This is a genomic window from Thermaerobacillus caldiproteolyticus (genome assembly GCF_015326725.1).
In the GTDB taxonomy this organism is placed as follows: Bacteria; Bacillota; Bacilli; order Bacillales; family Anoxybacillaceae; genus Thermaerobacillus; species Thermaerobacillus caldiproteolyticus.
The window spans coordinates 942,922-961,450 of the sequence record NZ_CP064060.1 but is presented as its reverse complement, the minus strand read 5'-3'; the positions used below and the strand labels follow the sequence as shown (position 1 = coordinate 961,450).

At 39.7% G+C, this 18,529-nt stretch carries 17 protein-coding genes; 2 read left to right on the top strand and 15 right to left on the bottom strand.

Annotation, left to right across the window (positions count from 1 at the left end; all coding sequences use genetic code 11):
- Positions 1-30 precede the first annotated feature (30 nt).
- From ISX45_RS04820 to ISX45_RS04765, 12 genes are all read right to left on the bottom strand, one after another.
- On the bottom strand, positions 31-1,386 hold the full coding sequence (locus ISX45_RS04820) for an NAD(P)-dependent oxidoreductase (protein WP_194520103.1): 1,356 nt from the start codon (positions 1,384-1,386) through the stop codon (positions 31-33).
- 66 nt (positions 1,387-1,452) lie between these two features.
- The gene (locus ISX45_RS04815; protein WP_194520102.1) at positions 1,453-2,343 is read right to left on the bottom strand and encodes a nitrilase-related carbon-nitrogen hydrolase; all 891 of its coding nucleotides are present in this window, start codon (positions 2,341-2,343) and stop codon (positions 1,453-1,455) included.
- A gap of 247 nt (positions 2,344-2,590) precedes the next feature.
- Entirely contained in the window at positions 2,591-3,037 is a 447-nt protein-coding gene (locus ISX45_RS04810; RefSeq protein ID WP_181556819.1) for a DMT family transporter, read from the bottom strand.
- A gap of 431 nt (positions 3,038-3,468) precedes the next feature.
- Positions 3,469-4,701 carry a dihydrolipoamide acetyltransferase family protein gene (locus tag ISX45_RS04805; protein ID WP_194520101.1) on the bottom strand — a complete coding sequence of 411 codons (1,233 nt, stop codon included), beginning with the start codon at positions 4,699-4,701 and terminating at the stop codon, positions 3,469-3,471.
- 91 nt (positions 4,702-4,792) lie between these two features.
- Positions 4,793-5,827, bottom strand: a complete 1,035-nt coding sequence (locus tag ISX45_RS04800; protein WP_181556817.1) for an alpha-ketoacid dehydrogenase subunit beta — start codon at positions 5,825-5,827, stop codon at positions 4,793-4,795.
- Between the two features lie 22 nt (positions 5,828-5,849).
- Positions 5,850-6,845: a thiamine pyrophosphate-dependent dehydrogenase E1 component subunit alpha gene (locus tag ISX45_RS04795; RefSeq protein ID WP_181556816.1), complete on the bottom strand. Its 996-nt coding sequence runs from the start codon at positions 6,843-6,845 to the stop codon at positions 5,850-5,852.
- Positions 6,846-7,029: 184 nt separating this feature from the next.
- Complete coding sequence (locus tag ISX45_RS04790) at positions 7,030-8,874, bottom strand: sigma-54-dependent Fis family transcriptional regulator (RefSeq protein ID WP_181556815.1); 1,845 nt, start codon at positions 8,872-8,874, stop codon at positions 7,030-7,032.
- A gap of 420 nt (positions 8,875-9,294) precedes the next feature.
- Positions 9,295-9,555 (bottom strand): HPr family phosphocarrier protein, encoded by a 261-nt coding sequence (locus tag ISX45_RS04785; RefSeq protein WP_181556814.1) that lies wholly within the window; start codon positions 9,553-9,555, stop codon positions 9,295-9,297.
- Positions 9,556-9,579: 24 nt separating this feature from the next.
- Positions 9,580-9,972 (bottom strand): dihydroxyacetone kinase phosphoryl donor subunit DhaM, encoded by a 393-nt coding sequence (dhaM, locus tag ISX45_RS04780; RefSeq protein WP_181556813.1) that lies wholly within the window; start codon positions 9,970-9,972, stop codon positions 9,580-9,582.
- Positions 9,969-10,598, bottom strand: coding sequence for a dihydroxyacetone kinase subunit DhaL (dhaL, locus tag ISX45_RS04775; RefSeq protein WP_194520100.1), 630 nt, complete (start codon positions 10,596-10,598; stop codon positions 9,969-9,971). The genes dhaM and dhaL overlap by 4 nt, the downstream gene beginning before the upstream one ends.
- A 53-nt stretch (positions 10,599-10,651) precedes the next feature.
- Positions 10,652-11,647: a dihydroxyacetone kinase subunit DhaK gene (gene dhaK, locus ISX45_RS04770; protein ID WP_194520099.1), complete on the bottom strand. Its 996-nt coding sequence runs from the start codon at positions 11,645-11,647 to the stop codon at positions 10,652-10,654.
- 116 nt (positions 11,648-11,763) lie between these two features.
- Complete coding sequence (locus ISX45_RS04765) at positions 11,764-13,809, bottom strand: sigma 54-interacting transcriptional regulator (RefSeq protein WP_228485630.1); 2,046 nt, start codon at positions 13,807-13,809, stop codon at positions 11,764-11,766.
- Between the two features lie 163 nt (positions 13,810-13,972).
- Between ISX45_RS04765 and ISX45_RS20210 the strand changes: the two genes are divergently transcribed.
- Positions 13,973-14,119 (top strand): IS3 family transposase, encoded by a 147-nt coding sequence (locus ISX45_RS20210; RefSeq protein WP_194520614.1) that lies wholly within the window; start codon positions 13,973-13,975, stop codon positions 14,117-14,119.
- Positions 14,120-14,572: 453 nt separating this feature from the next.
- Positions 14,573-14,899, top strand: coding sequence for a thioredoxin family protein (locus ISX45_RS04755; RefSeq protein ID WP_194520613.1), 327 nt, complete (start codon positions 14,573-14,575; stop codon positions 14,897-14,899).
- 593 nt (positions 14,900-15,492) lie between these two features.
- Here the strand turns inward: ISX45_RS04755 and ISX45_RS04750 are convergent.
- The 3 genes from ISX45_RS04750 to ISX45_RS04740 all read right to left on the bottom strand — a co-directional run bounded on the left by ISX45_RS04750 (position 15,493) and on the right by ISX45_RS04740 (position 18,527).
- The gene (locus ISX45_RS04750) at positions 15,493-15,873 is read right to left on the bottom strand and encodes a DMT family transporter (protein WP_194520097.1); all 381 of its coding nucleotides are present in this window, start codon (positions 15,871-15,873) and stop codon (positions 15,493-15,495) included.
- A 714-nt stretch (positions 15,874-16,587) separates the two neighbouring features.
- Positions 16,588-17,520 carry a TauD/TfdA dioxygenase family protein gene (locus ISX45_RS04745; protein ID WP_194520096.1) on the bottom strand — a complete coding sequence of 311 codons (933 nt, stop codon included), beginning with the start codon at positions 17,518-17,520 and terminating at the stop codon, positions 16,588-16,590.
- A 164-nt stretch (positions 17,521-17,684) separates the two neighbouring features.
- On the bottom strand, positions 17,685-18,527 hold the full coding sequence (locus tag ISX45_RS04740; protein WP_194520095.1) for an ABC transporter ATP-binding protein: 843 nt from the start codon (positions 18,525-18,527) through the stop codon (positions 17,685-17,687).
- Between the last annotated feature and the right edge of the window lie 2 nt (positions 18,528-18,529).

Sequence of the window (18,529 nt, the reverse complement as noted above, 5' to 3'; positions counted from 1 at the left end):
CTAGCCCTCCTCTTTTAAAAAATTGCTATATCAGGCGGTTTCACTCACCGCTTGTGTTAGATATTGATGTATAGCATAGGCTGATTCTTTTCCTTGCTGGGCGGCTGTGACAACCATTGCTTCGCCTTGTCCTTTTCCAAACATGACATCGCCGCAGGCAAACACTTTTTTGTTGGATGTTTGATAATTTTTCTTATCAACTTTCACCACGCCGTCGTTATGCTCCAAGCCAAATTCCTCAATGAGATCAAGGTGACGTGTCTGGCCGATCGCTTTAATAACGGCATCTACTTGCATAACAAATTCCGATCCTTCAATTGGGATTGGACGGCGGCGTCCGTCTTGGTCCGGTTCCCCCAGCTTCATGCGAATGCATTCAATATGGGTGACCTTGCCGTTTTCATCACCGATAATCCGTTTCGGAACGGTTAACCAACGAAACTCAATACCTTCTTGTTTAGCAAATTCGTATTCAAAATCATAAGCTGTCATTTCCTCTTTTGTCCGGCGGTATAAAATTTTCACATTTTCCGCCCCTAACCGTACCGAACAGGTCGCACCGTCAATCGCAGTGTTCCCGGCACCAATCACGACGACTTTTTTGCCCAACAGCTTGTCGGTCAATTGTTTTGTTTTGGTTTCTTTAATGAATTCAATCGCATCGTATACGCCGTCTAAGTCTTCTCCTTCAATGCCGAGCATCGGAACTTTGCCCATTCCAACGGCCAAAACAACTGCGTCATAGTTGTCTAAAAGTTCCTTAGCGGGAATATCTTTTCCGACTCTTGTATTCGTTCGGATATCTACACCTAAACTTTTGACTTGATTCACTTCCCAAAAAGATATGTTTTGCGGTAACCGAAAAGAAACGATACCGTACGTATTAAGTCCGCCGGCTTCTTTTTCCGCTTCAAAAATCGTGACCTTGTATCCCATGCGCGCCAATTCTCTGGCCGCAGACAATCCTGCAGGACCACTGCCGACGATAGCTACCGTTTTGCCGTTTGTCTTTCCAGCTTGGAACAACACTTTTTCATTTCGAATGGCCCAATCTGTTGCATAACGTTGCAGATTCCCAATCATAATCGGTTTGGTTGAATGGTTCAGCACACAGGCTCCTTCGCACAATTCCTCTGTCGGGCATACTCTTGCACAGCTTGCTCCAACCGGATTCGACAGCATGATCGTCTTAGCCGAGCCTTTTAAATTCCCTGATGCAATTTTTTTTATGAAAGTTGGAATGTCTATCCCGGTAGGACAAGCTTTAATACAGGGAGCATCGTAACAGTACAAACATCGGTTGGCTTCTTCAATGGCTTCCCGGTCCGTCAAACCCGGCTCCACTTCTTGAAAGTTTTTTTCCAAGTCGAGTAGCGATATGTTCATCGCAAACAACCTCCTTTTTTCATTTTTAAAAAAAGGGAATAGAGGTGAACCCTAATCCCTTGTTTGTTATGGTAGGAGTGCCGTCATTTCATTGTAAGTTTCAGGGCGGCGGTCTCTATAAAACTGCCAAGTATCACGGACTTCGCGAATCATCTTTTTATCGATTTCGCCGATAACAACTTCGTCTTTGTCACGGCTTCCCATCGCAACAAAATTGCCTCTTGGATCTACTAAATAAGATTGGCCGTAAAACTCTCCCATGTTCCAAGGCGCTTCATATCCGACCCTGTTAATCGCGCCGACATAATATCCGTTTGCGACCGCATGGGAAGGTTGTTCGAGTTTCCATAAGTATTCTGATAGACCTGCCACTGTTGCCGATGGGTTAAAAATAATATCAGCACCTTTTAATCCTAGGATTCTCGCACCTTCCGGGAAGTGGCGGTCATAACAGATGTAGACTCCTACTTTGGCGAATGCTGTATCAAATACCGGATATCCTAAGTTTCCAGGTTTGAAATAAAATTTTTCCCAGAAGCCGCATCCTTCATTACCGACACCAACATGCGGAATATGCTGTTTCCGGTATTTGCCCAAGTACGTACCGTCTGCATCGATCACAGCCGCTGTATTGTAATAAGTGGCAATTCCTTCTCTTTCATAGATTGGCAGCACAATGACAACACCGAGCTCCCTCGCCAAATCTTGAAATCTTTTTGTTGTTGGTCCGTTCGGAATTTCCTCCGCGGCATCATACCATTTTGTATTTTGCTCCGCACAAAAATATGGGCCATAAAAGATTTCTTGCAAACAAATGATTTGCGCTCCCCGATCTTTGGCCTCCTTGACCAGCTTTACATGTTTTTCAATTGCCTTTTCTTTGTGCACTTCCACTGGTTCGTCCCCATGAACATCATGCGAAGCTTGAATAAGACCAATTTTTACTTGATCTGGCATTGTTCCATCCTCCTACTTTTTTATATTTCGAGAATTGGCGATTTATTTTACTCTATAAACCTATAAAAGTAAGCGTTTTCATATATTTTTGAAATAATAGAAAGATAAGCACCTCCCTTTTCTTTTTGTATTTGACAGAAAAATTATAACTTTAAGAATATTTTACTTAGGCGAAATAAGCTTTTCATTATACACTTTGTTAAATAAATCGATGAAGTTGTTTTTCATTATGTAAAGTTTTTCTGTTCTATGATGACACGCTGCCCCGGTAAATAAAGAACAGAGCCGCCAACATTAACGCTAGACCAAGCAGGCGGTTTGCATTCATCGGAATTTTTTGTACGCCGAACAAACCAAAATGGTCAATGATAATGCTAATGACAATTTGGCCAATGATCGCCGCAAAGATGGTTAAAGCCACCCCTACATTCGGTACAGAAATAACAACAAAAGTCACGAAAAGTGCCCCTAATAAACCACCAAGTAAATTCCATTTAGGTACTTGAAATAAATGAGTGATTTGTCCTTTTCCAAAAAATAAGACCAAAAGTGTTAAAAACAGCGTTCCGACAAAAAATGAAGTAAACGCTCCTTCAACACTGCCTATTCTTTTGCCGAGACTTCCGTTTATAGGTGCCTGAATCCCCGCCATCATTCCGCCTAACAAAGCTAAAAGGATATACAAAAACTTCATTTTTCTCCCTCCTAATAAGTGATTAATTACACCCCGTCATATTTTTATTTCCAAAATTGTAAACAACTGAATCATTATAATAATTTTATGTCAATATTTGAACAAACACTAGAAGAAAAATACGACGAACTCACCATAAAAATCGGTGTAAAGATCCGAAAAGGTTACCTTTCGTTAACGCACCGATTCACGTGGAAAATTTTGTGCGGCTACTTTCAGCCTGTGGAGTAAGGCTGCAAAACAAGAGAACATAAGATGATATTAATTGCATTAAAATCCTAAAATAAAAAAATCGCTAATTTTGAACAAAAATGTCCAAATTAGCGATTTTCTTTTGAAATAACTTCCTAAAATCGCTCTTATGTTATCTAGTTCTACATTAGCTATTTTTATATGATTGAATCAATCGTCAATGATCCTGTTTGATACTATTAAATCAACATTTTATATGGTTTTTCCAGATAATCTTTAATGGTAGAAAGAAACTTACTGGCGGGCACACCATCAATGACACGGTGGTCGAATGTTAGACTAAGCGGCAGAAGGCTGCGACGCTGCACTACATCTCCAACAAAAACAGGGGTGTCCGTAACGGTTCCAACACCGAGAATTCCTACCTCCGGCGGATTTAGTACCGGGGTAAAAAATTCGACTCCATAAGCACCAAGACTCGTAATCGTGAAGGTGGATCCCTTCATTTCCTCGCTTTCTAGATTTCCTTCTTTTGCCCGCAGGCTCAAATTCTTTATCTTTGCGGAAATTTCCTTAATGGACAGTTTTTCCGCATGGGAAATGACAGGAACAATAAGACCGTTTTCTAACGCTACGGCGATCCCGAGATGAACTGAATCATACGTATGAATATGTTCGTCTTGATATATGCTGTTCATCTGCTTGTGGGCGAGTAATGCCAAGATTGTCGCTCGAGCGATAAAATCCGTTATCGTCAGTTTTACGCCATGTTCATCTAGAAAATCAGCCCTGACTTTTTTCTGTATTTCGAGCAACTCTGTGACATCTGCTCGCATATGAATGGAAAGCTGGGCGGTTTGCTGAAGGCTTGTGAACATTCTTGTTGCGATCACTTTCCTTATCCCGGTTATAGGTTTTACCGTAACTCCCGTGTGATTGTTTGTTTTTTGCTGCATTGTGGCGATTTCCAGTTGCTTTTTCCGCTGAAGATCGGAGCCTGAACGTTTCGCTTGAATCGCTTTTTCAATATCTGCTCTTGTAATTCTTCCTTGTGGACCCGACCCTGAAATACTATTAAGATCAATCCCTGCTTCGAGTGCTAGTTTCCTAGCAGCAGGGGAAACTCGCGGCTTTCGTCTTACAGCTTCCAATGGCTTCATTGTCTCGACGGAAATAGCCGCTTCTAGATTTGCTTGCTTCATCGTTGTTGTTGATTGATCACGTTCAACTTCATTCTTCTGGCTGATATAGCCAATCACTTTGCCAACCGCAACCGTTTCATCCTGTTCAGCGAAAATTTCCAATAATACTCCATCCTCCGGCGCTTCGATATCTTTCTCAATTTTATCGGAACTAATGACAACCACGGATTCTCCTTTTTTGACTGGATCCCCCTTCTTTTTTAACCATTCAACAATCGTTCCTTCTTCCATACTCATTCCTAGCTTTGGCATAAAAATTTCAACAGGCATTCTTCATCACTCCCTTTTCACCTATAACAAGAGTGCGTGTTGCTATTTCGTTCATTATGTTTTTTGGCAACACGCGATCAAAGGTTGATTGTTAAACAGTTACGATCGTTTCATCCCCAATCATTTCCGCTACTACCTTGAGTACTTTTTCAGGTGTTGGCAAATAGAGATCTTCTAAAACAGGCGAAAACGGAACCGGGCTGTGGGGAGCAGTAATCATTTTTATTGGAGCATCTAAATAATCAAATCCCTTATCAGCCACAAGCGCGGAAATATCAGTTGCCGCACTGCACCTTGGATTAGCTTCATCAATAACGATCAGTCGTCCTGTCTTTGCTACAGAAGATAAAATGGTTTCTTCATCGAGCGGCGACAAACTTCTCGGATCGACCACTTCTGCTTCGATTCCTTTGTCCGCAAGCATGTTAGCTGCTTTCAGTGCGGTGTGTACTTGTTTTCCTATTGCCACAATCGTGAGGTCACTTCCTTCCCTTTTTATGTCGGCTTTGCCAATCGGAATGGTGTAAAATCCTTCTTCTACTTCTCCCTTCATGTTATAGAGCGTTTTGTCCTCAAAAAAGATCACCGGATCATCGTCGAAAATGGAGGAAAGTAGAAGACCTTTCGCATCTTGAGGTGTAGAAGGAATGACGACTTTCAAACCTGGTATATGTGTAAAAAGCGCATACAGACTTTGCGAATGTTGAGCGGCTGCCCGGAATCCAGCACCGTGCATCGTCCGTATCGTTAGCGGTACCTTTGCCTTTCCACCAAACATATAGCGAAGCTTTGCTGCTTGATTCATGACTTCATCAAGGCAGCTGCCGATAAAATCATTGAACATCAATTCCGCAATCGGCCGTAGTCCTGTTGCTGCTGCCGTAACAGAAGCCCCGATATATCCCGCTTCGGCAATCGGTGTATCCAAGACACGGTCTCTGCCAAATTCTTGAACAAGTCCTTTCGTAACCCCCATGACACCTCCCCACGCCTCGTCATCCTGTAAATGATCAACAGCCGCACCTCCGGCAACATCCTCACCTAAGAGAATGACATTTTCATCCTTGCGCATGGCTAGCTTCATTGCTTCATTAATAGCCTCTGAAAAAGAAATTTTTCTTGTCATGCTTCATCTACCTCCATATTCATTATTGATAGGAAACATATACATCTTTTAAGAGATCTTCAGCTTGAGGAAACGGGCTTTGTTCAGCAAATTCAACTGCATTTTTAACGGTTTCGATTACTTTACGTTCAATCTCATGTAATTCCTGTTCAGTTAATAATTGCTGTGATAAAACATAGCGGCGGAACTTGGCTATGGCGTCCCATTCTTTTATATGTTTTTCTTTTTCTTCAGCTGTTTTGTATTTTTGAGCGTCACCCTCAAAATGGCCGTAGTTTCGATATGTCTTACATTCAATTAAGGTCGGACCTTCCCCGTTTCGTGCCCGTAAGATCGCGCGCTCAGCCGCTTCATATACGGCGACAACATCTTTTCCATCCACGATTTCTCCCGGAATGTTGTAAGCTATTGCTCTGTCAGCGATATTCTTACAGCTCGATGCATAGGCAAAAGGAGTAGCTTCAGCATAACCGTTATTTTCGGCTACGAAAATGACAGGAAGTTTCCAAATCGCTGCTAAGTTGATTCCTTCATGAAAAGTACCGTGATTGTTGGCGCCATCACCGAAGAAGCAAACAGCAACCGCTCCTGTTTTCTTCAATTTGGCTGTTAAAGCGGCTCCCACCGCAAGAGGAAATCCACCACCGACAATCCCATTCGCACCAAGCATACCTTTTTCCACATCGGCAATGTGCATGGAGCCCCCTTTTCCTTTGCATAGCCCGGTTGCTTTCCCGTAAATTTCAGCCATCATTCCATTAAGATCACAACCCTTGGCAATGCAATGACCATGTCCGCGATGGGTGCTGGTAATGCTGTCTTTTTCGTCGAGATGAGCGCAAACCCCGACGGCTACCGCTTCTTCGCCGGCATACAAATGAACAAATCCAGGCAAGACACCTTTGCTGAAGATTTCGTGGACTTTGTCTTCAAACTGGCGGATTTCACACATTTTCTCGTACATCCACTTCGCTTTCTCACGGGTGAGACTTTTCATTTCCGGTTTCATCACTGTCATGATTTGTTCCTCCTATCGTTTTGATATTAATTTAGGGAAAAGTCCCTTCATATCTAAGTAATGCAAGAATCATACCAATAAAAAAGCGCTTACAATTGTAAGCGTTTTTTTATATCTCCCTCCCTTGAATTCCTCCATGAGATGAGACAATTTGATACATCGTCTCATTCTGTCTCAATGTGTCTCATGATAATCCGTATTTTTTCAGTTTCCGATAAAACGTACTGCGCGGAATATTCAATTTGGCAGCGGCAGCTGTTACGTTTCCTGCTGTTTGTTCCAGCATATCCATTATGCAATTCTTCTCCATTTGTTCACGAAAAGACAGCTTTCGGGAATCTTTGATAAATTCACTTCCCTCCCATTTATTCCAATGTGTCAACATAGAATGTATGATGGAGGCATCCGGAAGGTTCTCCTCATATTGCACACGGATCCGTTCTAATACATTAAACAATTCCCGGATATTCCCCGGCCAATCATGCTTCATAAGAATTTCCATTACCTCATGAGTAAATGTGATGGGCCAGTCATTTTTTTCACAGTAGTATTGAATGAAGGATGGAAGATCTTCTTTTCTTTGTCTTAATGGGGGGACATGTATCGGATAGACATAAATTCTGTAAAACAAATCTTCGCGAAACTTTCCCGTCCTAACAAGTTCATGTAGATTTCGGTGTGTGGCGGTAATAATTCGGATATCAAGCGGAATCGGCTTTGTTCCGCCAATCGGAACGATTTGTTTTTCCTGCAGAACTCTCAGCAAGGCAACCTGCATCTCATAGGGAATTTCACCGATTTCGTCAAGGAAAAGAGTGCCTCCATTTGCCTGTTCAAACTTTCCTTTATGCCCCGTGCGTTTTGCACCGGTAAACGCTCCCTCTGCATAGCCAAACAACTCACTTCCGATCAAGTCTTTTGGAATGGCGCCGCAGTTAATGGCGATAAAAGGACCGTTTTTCCTCGGACTGTTCAAATGAATCGAACGGGCAACGATTTCCTTCCCTGTGCCGGTCTCTCCGGTAATATGAACAGTTACGTCTGTTTTCGCCGCTCTTTCACAACATTTGATAACATTTTCAAATATCTTGCTTGTTCCTTTTACACCATCAAATTGAAAGATCATTGAGCTATGTTGCCTCTTCTTTTCTTTCTTTTTTTTGATGCTGATTCGGTAACCGATTACACCATGATGAATGGTCGAGTAAATTGGGAATTTCGTTTGGATGAGCCAATCTTGATGGTAAAGATCCTCTAAGTACATATCCTGCCAATTGGAGAGAGAAAGACGTAAACAGTGGTTTGTCCAAACAATTTTTTCTTTTTCATTACATAAGACGATAGGCAAATCGGGGTTTTCAAAGCTTGGAGCCTGTTTTAATAACTCCAATTCATCTTCTTTCGACTGGATGTGAAATCGTTGTTCAATGGCATAAGCTACAGAAATAACAGTCGCAAGGATATGTTCATGGCAATGATCATCAATGGGGTAAGAAACATCAATGATGCCTACAAATTCTCCTTGCTCATTGTAGATAGGAGCTGCGGAACAGACCCATTGCTGGGAAGCGACAGAATAATGTTCCAAGCCGACAACCGTAATGGGTTCTCTGATTCGTACAGCAGTGCCGATGGCATTCGTTCCGACTTCATCTTCTGTCCATTTGACCCCTTCCACAAATTTTATAGATTCAGCCATCTTTAATGTCTGTTGATTCCCTTTTGCATACAAAACATAACCGTCACGGTCTACAAGCAAAAAAATAGATTTTGTTTTCTCAAAAACCTTTTGTAAATTTTCTAAAAAGGGAATAGCCATATGCAACAATTTTTGATTCCTTTTTTTGCGTTTCATGAGTGAATCTTGATTTAAAATGACCTTGCCTTTTCCATCATAGGGATTTACTCCGGATTGACGACATAAGCACCATGACTCCGCAATCCTTTTGTTCATTCTCACAGGATCGAGTGCACCTTCTCGAACAAACCGTTCCCAAATTTCTTGCTTTAATGGGTCAACGACTTTCATATCTTCCCTCCTACAAGGAGATTGTTTTGTTTCACAGCTGCATCACCGCCAAGCAGCATTCCTTACTTAAATATATACTTTCCGAAAAAATGGATTCCTCTTTAAACAAATGGATTTTTCAAAATTAAAAAGACAACAAATAACCGCAACTGATGTAGTTGCGGTCGTTTGCAGTCCCCTGCTTTCTTTTTTCATTTCTTCTTTCGTATCAATCAGGTTATGAATATGTTTAATATATTCAATTAAGTTAAAAATTCTCATTAAACATTATTCTCTGCTAAGTTATATTCAGCTTAACTGGGTGTAACCCTACACCCTCTACTCCATTCGCAAAGGCGTTTGGAGATACTTTCTTCACGATTAGAATAATCTGTCACATGCTCCTTTCCCTGAGAGCTTCCAAATTAACCAAGTTTAAAACTATTCTTTACCTGATTGAAGGAAAGATTCGACAAATGCTAAAGCTTCTTTCTCATCTTCTCCATCAATGATTACTTTGATCGTTTGTCCCTCTTTGACGGCAATACTCATAAGATTAAGAATGCTTTTCGCGTTAATCCTCTTTTCGCCTTTCACTAACTCAACCTTGCTTTTATACTGATTTACTTTTTTCACAAAATCTGCTGCTGGTCTAGCATGAAGGCCGTTTTCAATGATTACGCTAATCTCTTTTTCTATCATTGTGTTCACTCCCATGTATTCTCGTTAGTCATTTAATTTAGCGAGTTCCTTTGCACTCTCACTAGCTCGAACGACCTCTTCGATTGAGCTTCCGCAGCCAGCTTCAACGACAGCTGCATAGGCTCCTTCAACTAACGGAGCATCGGCTATGATAATGTTTTCTTTTTTCTCAAGCATCTCAATCGCCATTTCTGCGTTTATAAGCGCGCTGCCCAAATCAAATAAAATGACAACGCCTTTCTCAGAATAGACCGATTCAATTGCTTTTTTTATGTCTAATGCATTTGTGCCGATATCGCCCTCCGCACCGCCGGCGATGGCCACAGACACATCCGGTTGAACTTGATTCAGGAGCTTTTTTAATCCGCTTACAATTTCATAGCTGTGTGAAATTAATACAAGACTTACATATTTCATGAGGACAACTCTCCTCCGGTAAACACTTCTGCCAAAGAAACAAACAATAAATACGATGAAGCTGCTCCCGGATCAATATGACCAATGGAACGCTTTCCTAAATAAGCTGCACGTCCCTTTTTGGCTTCTAGCTCTTTTGTGTATTCCATTTTCTCTTTAGATAAAACAGACAGTTCTTTTGGTTGAATCGTTTCACTGTTTGTCAAAAATTCAATAACGGGCTCCCAAACATCGATCATCGTTTTATCTCCTGCTTGCGCCTTTCCTCTAGTTTTTAAACCATCTAATGATGCGGCTAATGCCTCCACTAGCTCCTTTACATCGGCTTTCTTCTTATCTTTTAAAGCAAGCGAAGCTTTCATAAAAGCTGTTCCATATAACGGGCCTGAAGCTCCGCCAACCTTAGCAATTAACGTCATGCCAACATCTTTAAACAAAGATCCAAGGTCGTCATAATTGACTGAAGTAATTTTATTGACGGTTTCCTGAAACCCCCGGGCCATATTCAATCCATGGTCACCATCACCAATCGCTTGATCTAGTTCCGTTAAATACTCCTTATTTTCTTGGATTTTATCATTAAAAGTAATTATCCATTTTTTGGCCTGTTCAACGCCAAAAGTCATGATCATCTCTCCTCATATTTCTTCTAATGACAGACTGTATGAAAGCGAGATTGCTATTTTTTGAACGCGATTGTGTCCGCTTGTGCATCTAACAATTCAATTAGTTGATCGTCTAATTTTAATAACGAAATAGAGCAGCCAGCCATTTCAAGCGAAGTCATAAATTCCCCAACAAAAGTCTCATGTACATGAATGTTCTTTTCCTTTAGAATCTCGGAGATTTTTTTGTTCATAATATATAGTTCCATTAACGGCGTTGCACCGAGACCATTAATCATGACCGCAACCTTGTCGTTGTTCTCTAGTTTTAAGTCATCTAAAATTTTTCCAAGGAGAATTTGTACGATTTCATCCGCAGGTTGAATTTGTGTTTTTTCAATTCCAGGTTCTCCATGAATTCCGATCCCAATTTCTATTTCATTTTCCCCAAGTTCAAATCCAGGTTTTCCTGCTGCTGGAACGATGCATGGGGTCAATGCCATTCCCATTGATCTCACATTTTTCACAACTTTATTGGCAACGGCCTCTACTTCTTCTAATGTCGCGCCTTGTTCAGCTAATGCACCGGCAATTTTGTGAACAAAAACAGTCCCCGCAATACCGCGGCGGCCTGTCGTATATGTACTATCCTCCACAGCTACATCATCATTAACAACCACTTTCGCTACTTTTATACCTTCCGCTTCCGCCATTTCCGCAGCCATTTCAAAATTCATAATATCTCCAGTGTAATTTTTAATAATAAGCAATACACCTTTTCCGCTATCAACCGCTTTAATTGCCTCAAAAATTTGATCAGGGGTCGGGGAAGTAAAAACTTCTCCGCATACAGCTCCGTCTAACATTCCTTTTCCAACATAACCGGCATGTGCAGGCTCATGACCGCTTCCTCCGCCGCTTACCAAGCCTACTTTTCCTTGAATAGGTGCATCTTTTCTTACGATGACAGTTGTATTCGGTAATCGCTTAATTCGATTGGAATGAGCCGCCACCATCCCGGCCAGCATGTCTTTGACAACTTGATTGGGATCATTCATTAATTTTTTCATAGAAATTCCTCCCTTTTGAAACTTCACTTTTTATTAATGCAAGAATTATGCCAAAATGAAAACGCTTCATGAATACGTTTTCATATGTTAAGAAGTGAATTCATTGGTAAAAATGATCAACTTCCTTGATACTTTTTCCCAACTAAATGCTCCAATCCATATTCTCTTACTTTTTTAGCCGCTGTTTTATGAGTGATCCCAAGCGCTTTCGCCAGCTGGTTATAGCTTGGATAATGTTGACAAGCAAAAGAAAAAATTTGTTTTTCATATTCTTTTAAAGTCAGCACTTTACTGCCAAAGGTTAAGTTCTGTTTTTGTTTCGCTTCATTATTTTCAAAAAATTGAGGATCCGAGATGTAATGAGGCAAATCCTTGCAAAGCAAAATATCTCCATCCGCGAGATTAAATAACCGTTCCATCACATTTTGCAATTCCCTTATATTCCCTGGCCAATTGTAACTGCATAAAGCCTCAATAAATCCCTTTTCATACCCTTTGATATTTTTTCCCAACTTATCATTCAGTTGTTTCCGGAAAGCCTCCACTAAGAGAGGAATATCTTCTTTTCGCGCCCTTAAAGGTGGTAAATGAATCGGCACTACGTTTAAACGATAATAAAGATCCTCTCGAAAACTGCCCTCATCCACCATTTTTTTGAGGTCGCGGTTCGTAGCGGCAATCACTCGAACATCAAGCTGAATCGGGGCAAAACCGCCTATTCTTTCTACTTCTTTTTCCTGCAAAACTCGTAAAATTTTTGCTTGTAAGTCCAAACTTAAATCTCCGATTTCATCTAAAAAAATCGTGCCTTTATTAGCAAGTTCAAATTTCCCGCGATGTGTTTTATACGCGCCAGTAAAGGCTCCTTTTTCATAGCCAAACAATTCGCTCTCAATCAATTGAGGCGGGATCGCCGCACAATTCACTCGAATAAAAGGGTTGTTCTTTCTCTCACTCGCTTCATGTATTGCCCTAGCAACAAGTTCTTTTCCTGTTCCGCTTTCTCCTGTAATGATCACCGTAGAATTTGTTTTTGCGACTTTTGCTGCGATGGTTAAGGAATCTTTCAATGTTTCACTATTTCCAATGATCTTATGAAATGCCATATCGAATCCTTGATGTTTTGACAGTTCCTGTTCTAAGTATTTCGTTCTTTGCTCCATAAGGTCAATTTTATCGAGGAGCTGTTTAATATCATCGAAACGAGTCATGGTCGTAACTGTCCCGCGCAACTCATTGTCAACGATAATCGGGTTTATTTTTGTAATATAACTAGATTGATTGCTTACTTGAATTACTTTCATAAACTGTTTTTGGACATCTTTCATATTTTTCCACACATTTTTGCCAATGAATGATTGAATATTTTTTTCACCGTTTAATTTACTTAACAAAACATCCATTTCATCGTTCCAGTATATAAAATTTCCATCTTTATCCGTCAACCCGATTAAATCAGAAACAGACTTTAAAACAAGATGTAATCTTTGCTGCATCTCTTTCACTTCATTTAATTCCTTACTGATTTTCTCAATACTAGAAATATCTTGGAATATAGCAACAGCCCCAATTGTTTTTCCGTTAAAAGTAATTGGTGAACGTGTTGTCAACAATGTATGATGATTGATTTTTTGTTTTTTGGCGACTTCCATTTTTCCCGTCTTCATTACTTTATGCAATCTTGAATGAGGGATCACTTCGTCAGCACGTTGATTGATAAGCTCATGCGGATCTTTTTCCAACAATTTTGCAGCGGCTGCATTGACATAGGTGATCATATTGTCGCTGTTCACAACAACGATCCCATTGGGTAAGGCTGATACAGCCTCGTGAAGGGTGATGGAATTCTCCATGAGAAGACGATCTGCTTCGGTCTGCTGGGAATCTTCTCGATCTGTTTGTTCAAAGAAATTTTTAATTTGATTAACAATTTCCTCGTCTACTTCTTCTTCAAAGCAAAGAATAAATTCCTCTCCTTGTCCAATTTTTAAGGAAACTAAAGATAATAAATTGTTAACCTGTACTTTTTTATCATGATATAAAACGTACGCTTTTTTTAACTTTTCTTTATTCTGAATTAACTTTTGCAGCATTGAAATAAATGCTGCCGCCATGCGAACATGAAGACCGTTCTTTTTGTAAACTTTCAATTTTATGAACATAAAATCCCTCCTCATTCCTATTTTAATATACAAAACGGTAAGATTACTTGAAGTTTTGATTTATCACAACATTTTGTTAAAAGGTCGAAAATAGTAAATACCTATAAAATCATGATAATAACGTTAACTCACAAACTGTACTTGAGTAAACTTACACCTAAACATATACAATGCCTACATTGAAAACTTCTTCTCCTATCTAAAAACAGATATTCACGAATTACAAACGGTAAAAAACATAGAGAATGCAAAAAACTTGATTCATAATTACATTCGGTATTATCATGGCCAACGTATACAATGGTTTTAAATGATCAACCATCTATGCAAACAAGTAAAATAACAAGCACATGAGGACTATCACATCTTGATCGCCATTCACGAAAAGATGAGAAAAGGAATCAGAGCGATTCCCCCTGATTCCTCCTACAGCTTATACTGTCTACTTTTGGGAGTACCATCCACAGGCACTTGATTTACGAAAAGTTTATTTGGCACAAAACGATGAATGATAGATAACTTGTGAAATTAATACTAATTATTATGTATATGAAAGCCAAACGTTAGTCCAAGCAAAATCAGTATAATATTCTATAATGCGCCATACAGACAGTAAAAACGTACCTACTTCGCTTATTACACAAGCGACAAGGACAAACCAGTCACATAGCACATCATACTCCAACGATTCGTATAGCTAATTTGCTATGCTATAATGATAAAAAATTATTTTATTACGGAAGGAGACTAAATTTTGAATGTCATGAATGAGCTATTTTCCATTGAAGAAGTCGACGATTTTGTAAGCAATCACCATTTAGCATTCTTATATATATCCAGAACAAATTGTAGTGTATGCCATGCCTTGTTGCCCAAAATCAAAGAAGTCATGGGCGATTTTCCAAAGATTCAATTCTCTTTGGTCAATGCCGATCATGTCCCGGCAATCGCAGGACATCTTTCCATATTTACTGTCCCCGTTATGATTTTATATGTGGATGGAAAAGAAATTCTTCGCGAAGCCCGGTTTGTTCATGTTGAGCAGTTTCGAGAAAAAGTGAAAAAAGTTTATTCTTTAACACAGCAATAGACAACCTCTCACTTCGTCTCGTGAAGAAGATGGTTGTCTTTTATCCATATTAAATGATCAGTAGTGCCAGACACTTTAGAGCAGATTACTGAAATAGTACAGCTCTCCTTTTCTATAATCTGTCCACCTGCGATAATACGGATACAAGAAAGATACTTTTCTACCATTGTGTTTGAATGTTAGCGAAATCTCGTGTACATCGAAAATATTCTTGCATGGCAAATCTTCTTTATGTACATGTCAGCAAGATTTCCTTGCAAAGGCTATTTCACTCAAGGATGTTGAAAGCGTCCAAGTCGGGGGACAACTTTCATCGTCAAATTACTTTTTTAATAACCTCTGTTGCTTGTGCTTACAAAAACTCAAACTCTACATTTCAAGTTCGGGGGTCGTGTAAAATGATTCCGATCTGTACGAAGTGAGCACTCTCTCCTTTGTCGAGGTAAAGAATCTTATTTGAGAAGACGTTTTACGTTTGCAAAATGTTGATATATCAAGATTTTGCCAAATTGAGTGTTCACTACGTTATATACAGATTGATCGATTGGCCCCCACTTCGCCCCTTATGAAGATGAATAGGCGAACAGTACCTGTCACTGTTCGCCATTTCCATTCCTTTTTATCTGCAGATACGATGAAGATGCTTCTTTTCCATGTACTTCTCCACTTATATTCAACATAATAACACCGACAATAATCATTAGTATTGCCAGCATCTTGAATAAGGAAAAGTGTTCCTTGAAGAATAAAATTCCTATCGCTGCAATAATAGCTGTACCTAGTCCGGACCATATGGAATAAGCAATACTTACATCAATCTTTTTGAGTGCTAATGTTACTAAAGTAAGACTTGTTCCATAAAAAACAAACATCAAAATCGAAGGGATCAACTTCGTAAATCCTTCTGACATCTTCATAGAGGTTGTACCTAAAACTTCCGAAACAATTCCTAATAAAAGGAAAACCCAACTCATTGGCTCTCCTCCTTCCTGAATAGAAAATAAATTCATTTAAATTATTTTGCAAAATTATAACAAATAATCAAATTTGTTGCATAAGAACGCATAATTCAACCCATAAGTCCGGCGTTCTTTAACTGATTAAATATCTGCTCAACCTTGTTGTGGAACTGAAACAACCATTGTCCGAATTGTTTTTTAGGAAACTAGAAATCACTTGACCATAGGCACTCTTGCTTTCTTCCTAGTTTCAACGATGAATGGGAGAAAAAAAGATACGCGCTGTTCCACAGCCGCAGCTGGTTTGACTTTTTGGATGCCACACGCCGTGCCCAAGCGCAAACTCCCTCTTCCATTCTAACAGTTCAGAGTCACCACGATATCATTTCGATTCGAAGATAGGAGATAAAATGATTCCTTCTTTTTTAATTTATCTTATTCTCGAGTGAAAAGGTAGAAACATTTGGAACTTTTGGAGAGTCTACAAAAACGCCGGAAATAGCCAATCGGTTAAGACAGTCGATCAAATGACGCAAAAATTTAATGTTTCTTTAGTAAAGATTTCTTTAAATATATAGTTAGCTAACCTTTTTACCCTAAATTTTTTAAAAGTAGAATTATTTGAAATGATGAACTCCGTAATGAGTTTTGCGGCATATTCATAATTACACAAACACAACGAATGGAACCTTTTTAGGTTCCATTCGTTTTAAATGATTTTAACAATGTTTAAAATGGGCGGTCTCCAACGATTGCTACCCGTTCAGCCTTGCGAGGATGAGGGTAATAATCGGAAACGGCGTAATGTTGAGTCGCACGGTTATCCCAGAAGGCGACTGTGTCCTTCTCCCAGTGAAAACGGACCTGGTACTCAGGAATGTGAGCTTGGCGAAACAGGTACTGAAGTAGTTGCTCACTCTCCTCTGGCTCAAGCCCAACGATTCGCGTAGTAAAGGATGGATTCACAAACAGAGTTTTCCGGCCTGTTTCTGGGTGGGTTCGAACTACTGGGTGTTCAACAGGTGGAAATTCTTTCTGTTTAATAGCTAACTCTTCTGGTGTCATTAAATGGCTGAAAGAAGGGGTGAAATCGTGAATAGCAGTGAGGTTATCGATACGCTCCTTAATCTCGTCAGGTAAATTGTCATACGCGGCACCCATATCGGCCCATAGCGTGTCGCCACCAATAGGAGGAACTTCAATCAGCCTTAATACAGCTGCTTTAGCAGGATTGGCTCGAAAGGTCACATCGGCATGCCAGATGTTCTCGTAACCGCCTTGCTTATGATCCCTAGAAAAGCGGACAATTTCTTTTGATTGACCTTCTTCAATTGGAAAAAACGGGTGAACTTCTAACTCTCCCCACAGCCGGGCAAATGCTCGCTGCTGTTCGCTAGTGATTTTTTGGTTGCGAAAGAAGAGAACCTTCCACTCTAATAGTGCACGGTTCAATTCTGCTTGTAGCTCAGGAGTTATTGGTTCTCTCAAGTCAACTCCGATAATCTCAGCACCTATGATTGGACTTAATGGTCTGACTTCAAATAACAAATACGGTCGCTCCTCCACACCTTCAGGTAGACGTCGTAAAATACGTGGGCCTACATGATCTTCGCGATTTTCAAACTTGAGTGGTCGAGAATAATGGGTATTAATTTCAGACATACACATGCTCCTTTCAACAGTATGAAAAGTTGAATATATAGATTGAAAACCCAACATCAACAAGACGTTTAAGTTGGTTGAAAAAACGCTCGAATAACTGGTGTATCGAACCATCAATCTGCATTTCTATAATGTTTAATTGAACTACTAGACCATTGAAACAATTAATGGTTCATTCCAAACACGGTATTATTTGCTTTACTATTTCTTATAGTGGAAATTAAATAATATCGTAGATCACTAAATTCCTTAGAATGTTTGATTTCTTGGACGGATTGACTGTACTGTGATAACGGATTTTGCAAATCTACGACGATTCTCCCCGGTTTAGAATGCATAACTAAAATTCTCTTTCCTAGCAATAGGGCTTCTTCTACATCATGAGTAATAAAAAATATGCACTTTCTTGTTTTTTTCCAAAGTTCAAGAAGATGGATCTGCATGTTTTCCCGCGTTAAGGCATCTAATGCACTAAAAGGTTCATCCATTAAAATAGCTTGTGGATCGGTAGCTAATGTTCTTGCAATGGATGCTCTCTGTTTCATGCCTCCAGAGAGCTGGTAAGGCAACATTTTAGCAGAAGACTCTAGCCCTACAAGATTTAAATAGTAAGAAACGAGTCTTTTTCTTTCTGATTTTGATACAGATTTCATCTTTAAACCAAATTCAATATTTTTTTCAATCGTCATCCATGGAAAAAGATTATGATGTTGAAAGACTACTCCCACATTGGGACTTGGGCCGGTATGCGGTTTATCGTTAATCATTACTTCACCTGTAGTTGGTTTCTGAAAACCCGCTAATATATTTAATAAAGAAGATTTACCGCAACCTGACGGACCTAATAAACACACAAAATCGTTGACATCTAATTGAAGATTTATATTGTCCAATATAGGAAGACCGTTATTTTCGTTTGAATAATATAAGCTAATATTTTTTAATTCTATTAATGTGCGATTATTAAGCATCTCTGAACGTGCTTTGACAGGTGTGCTTACATACATAA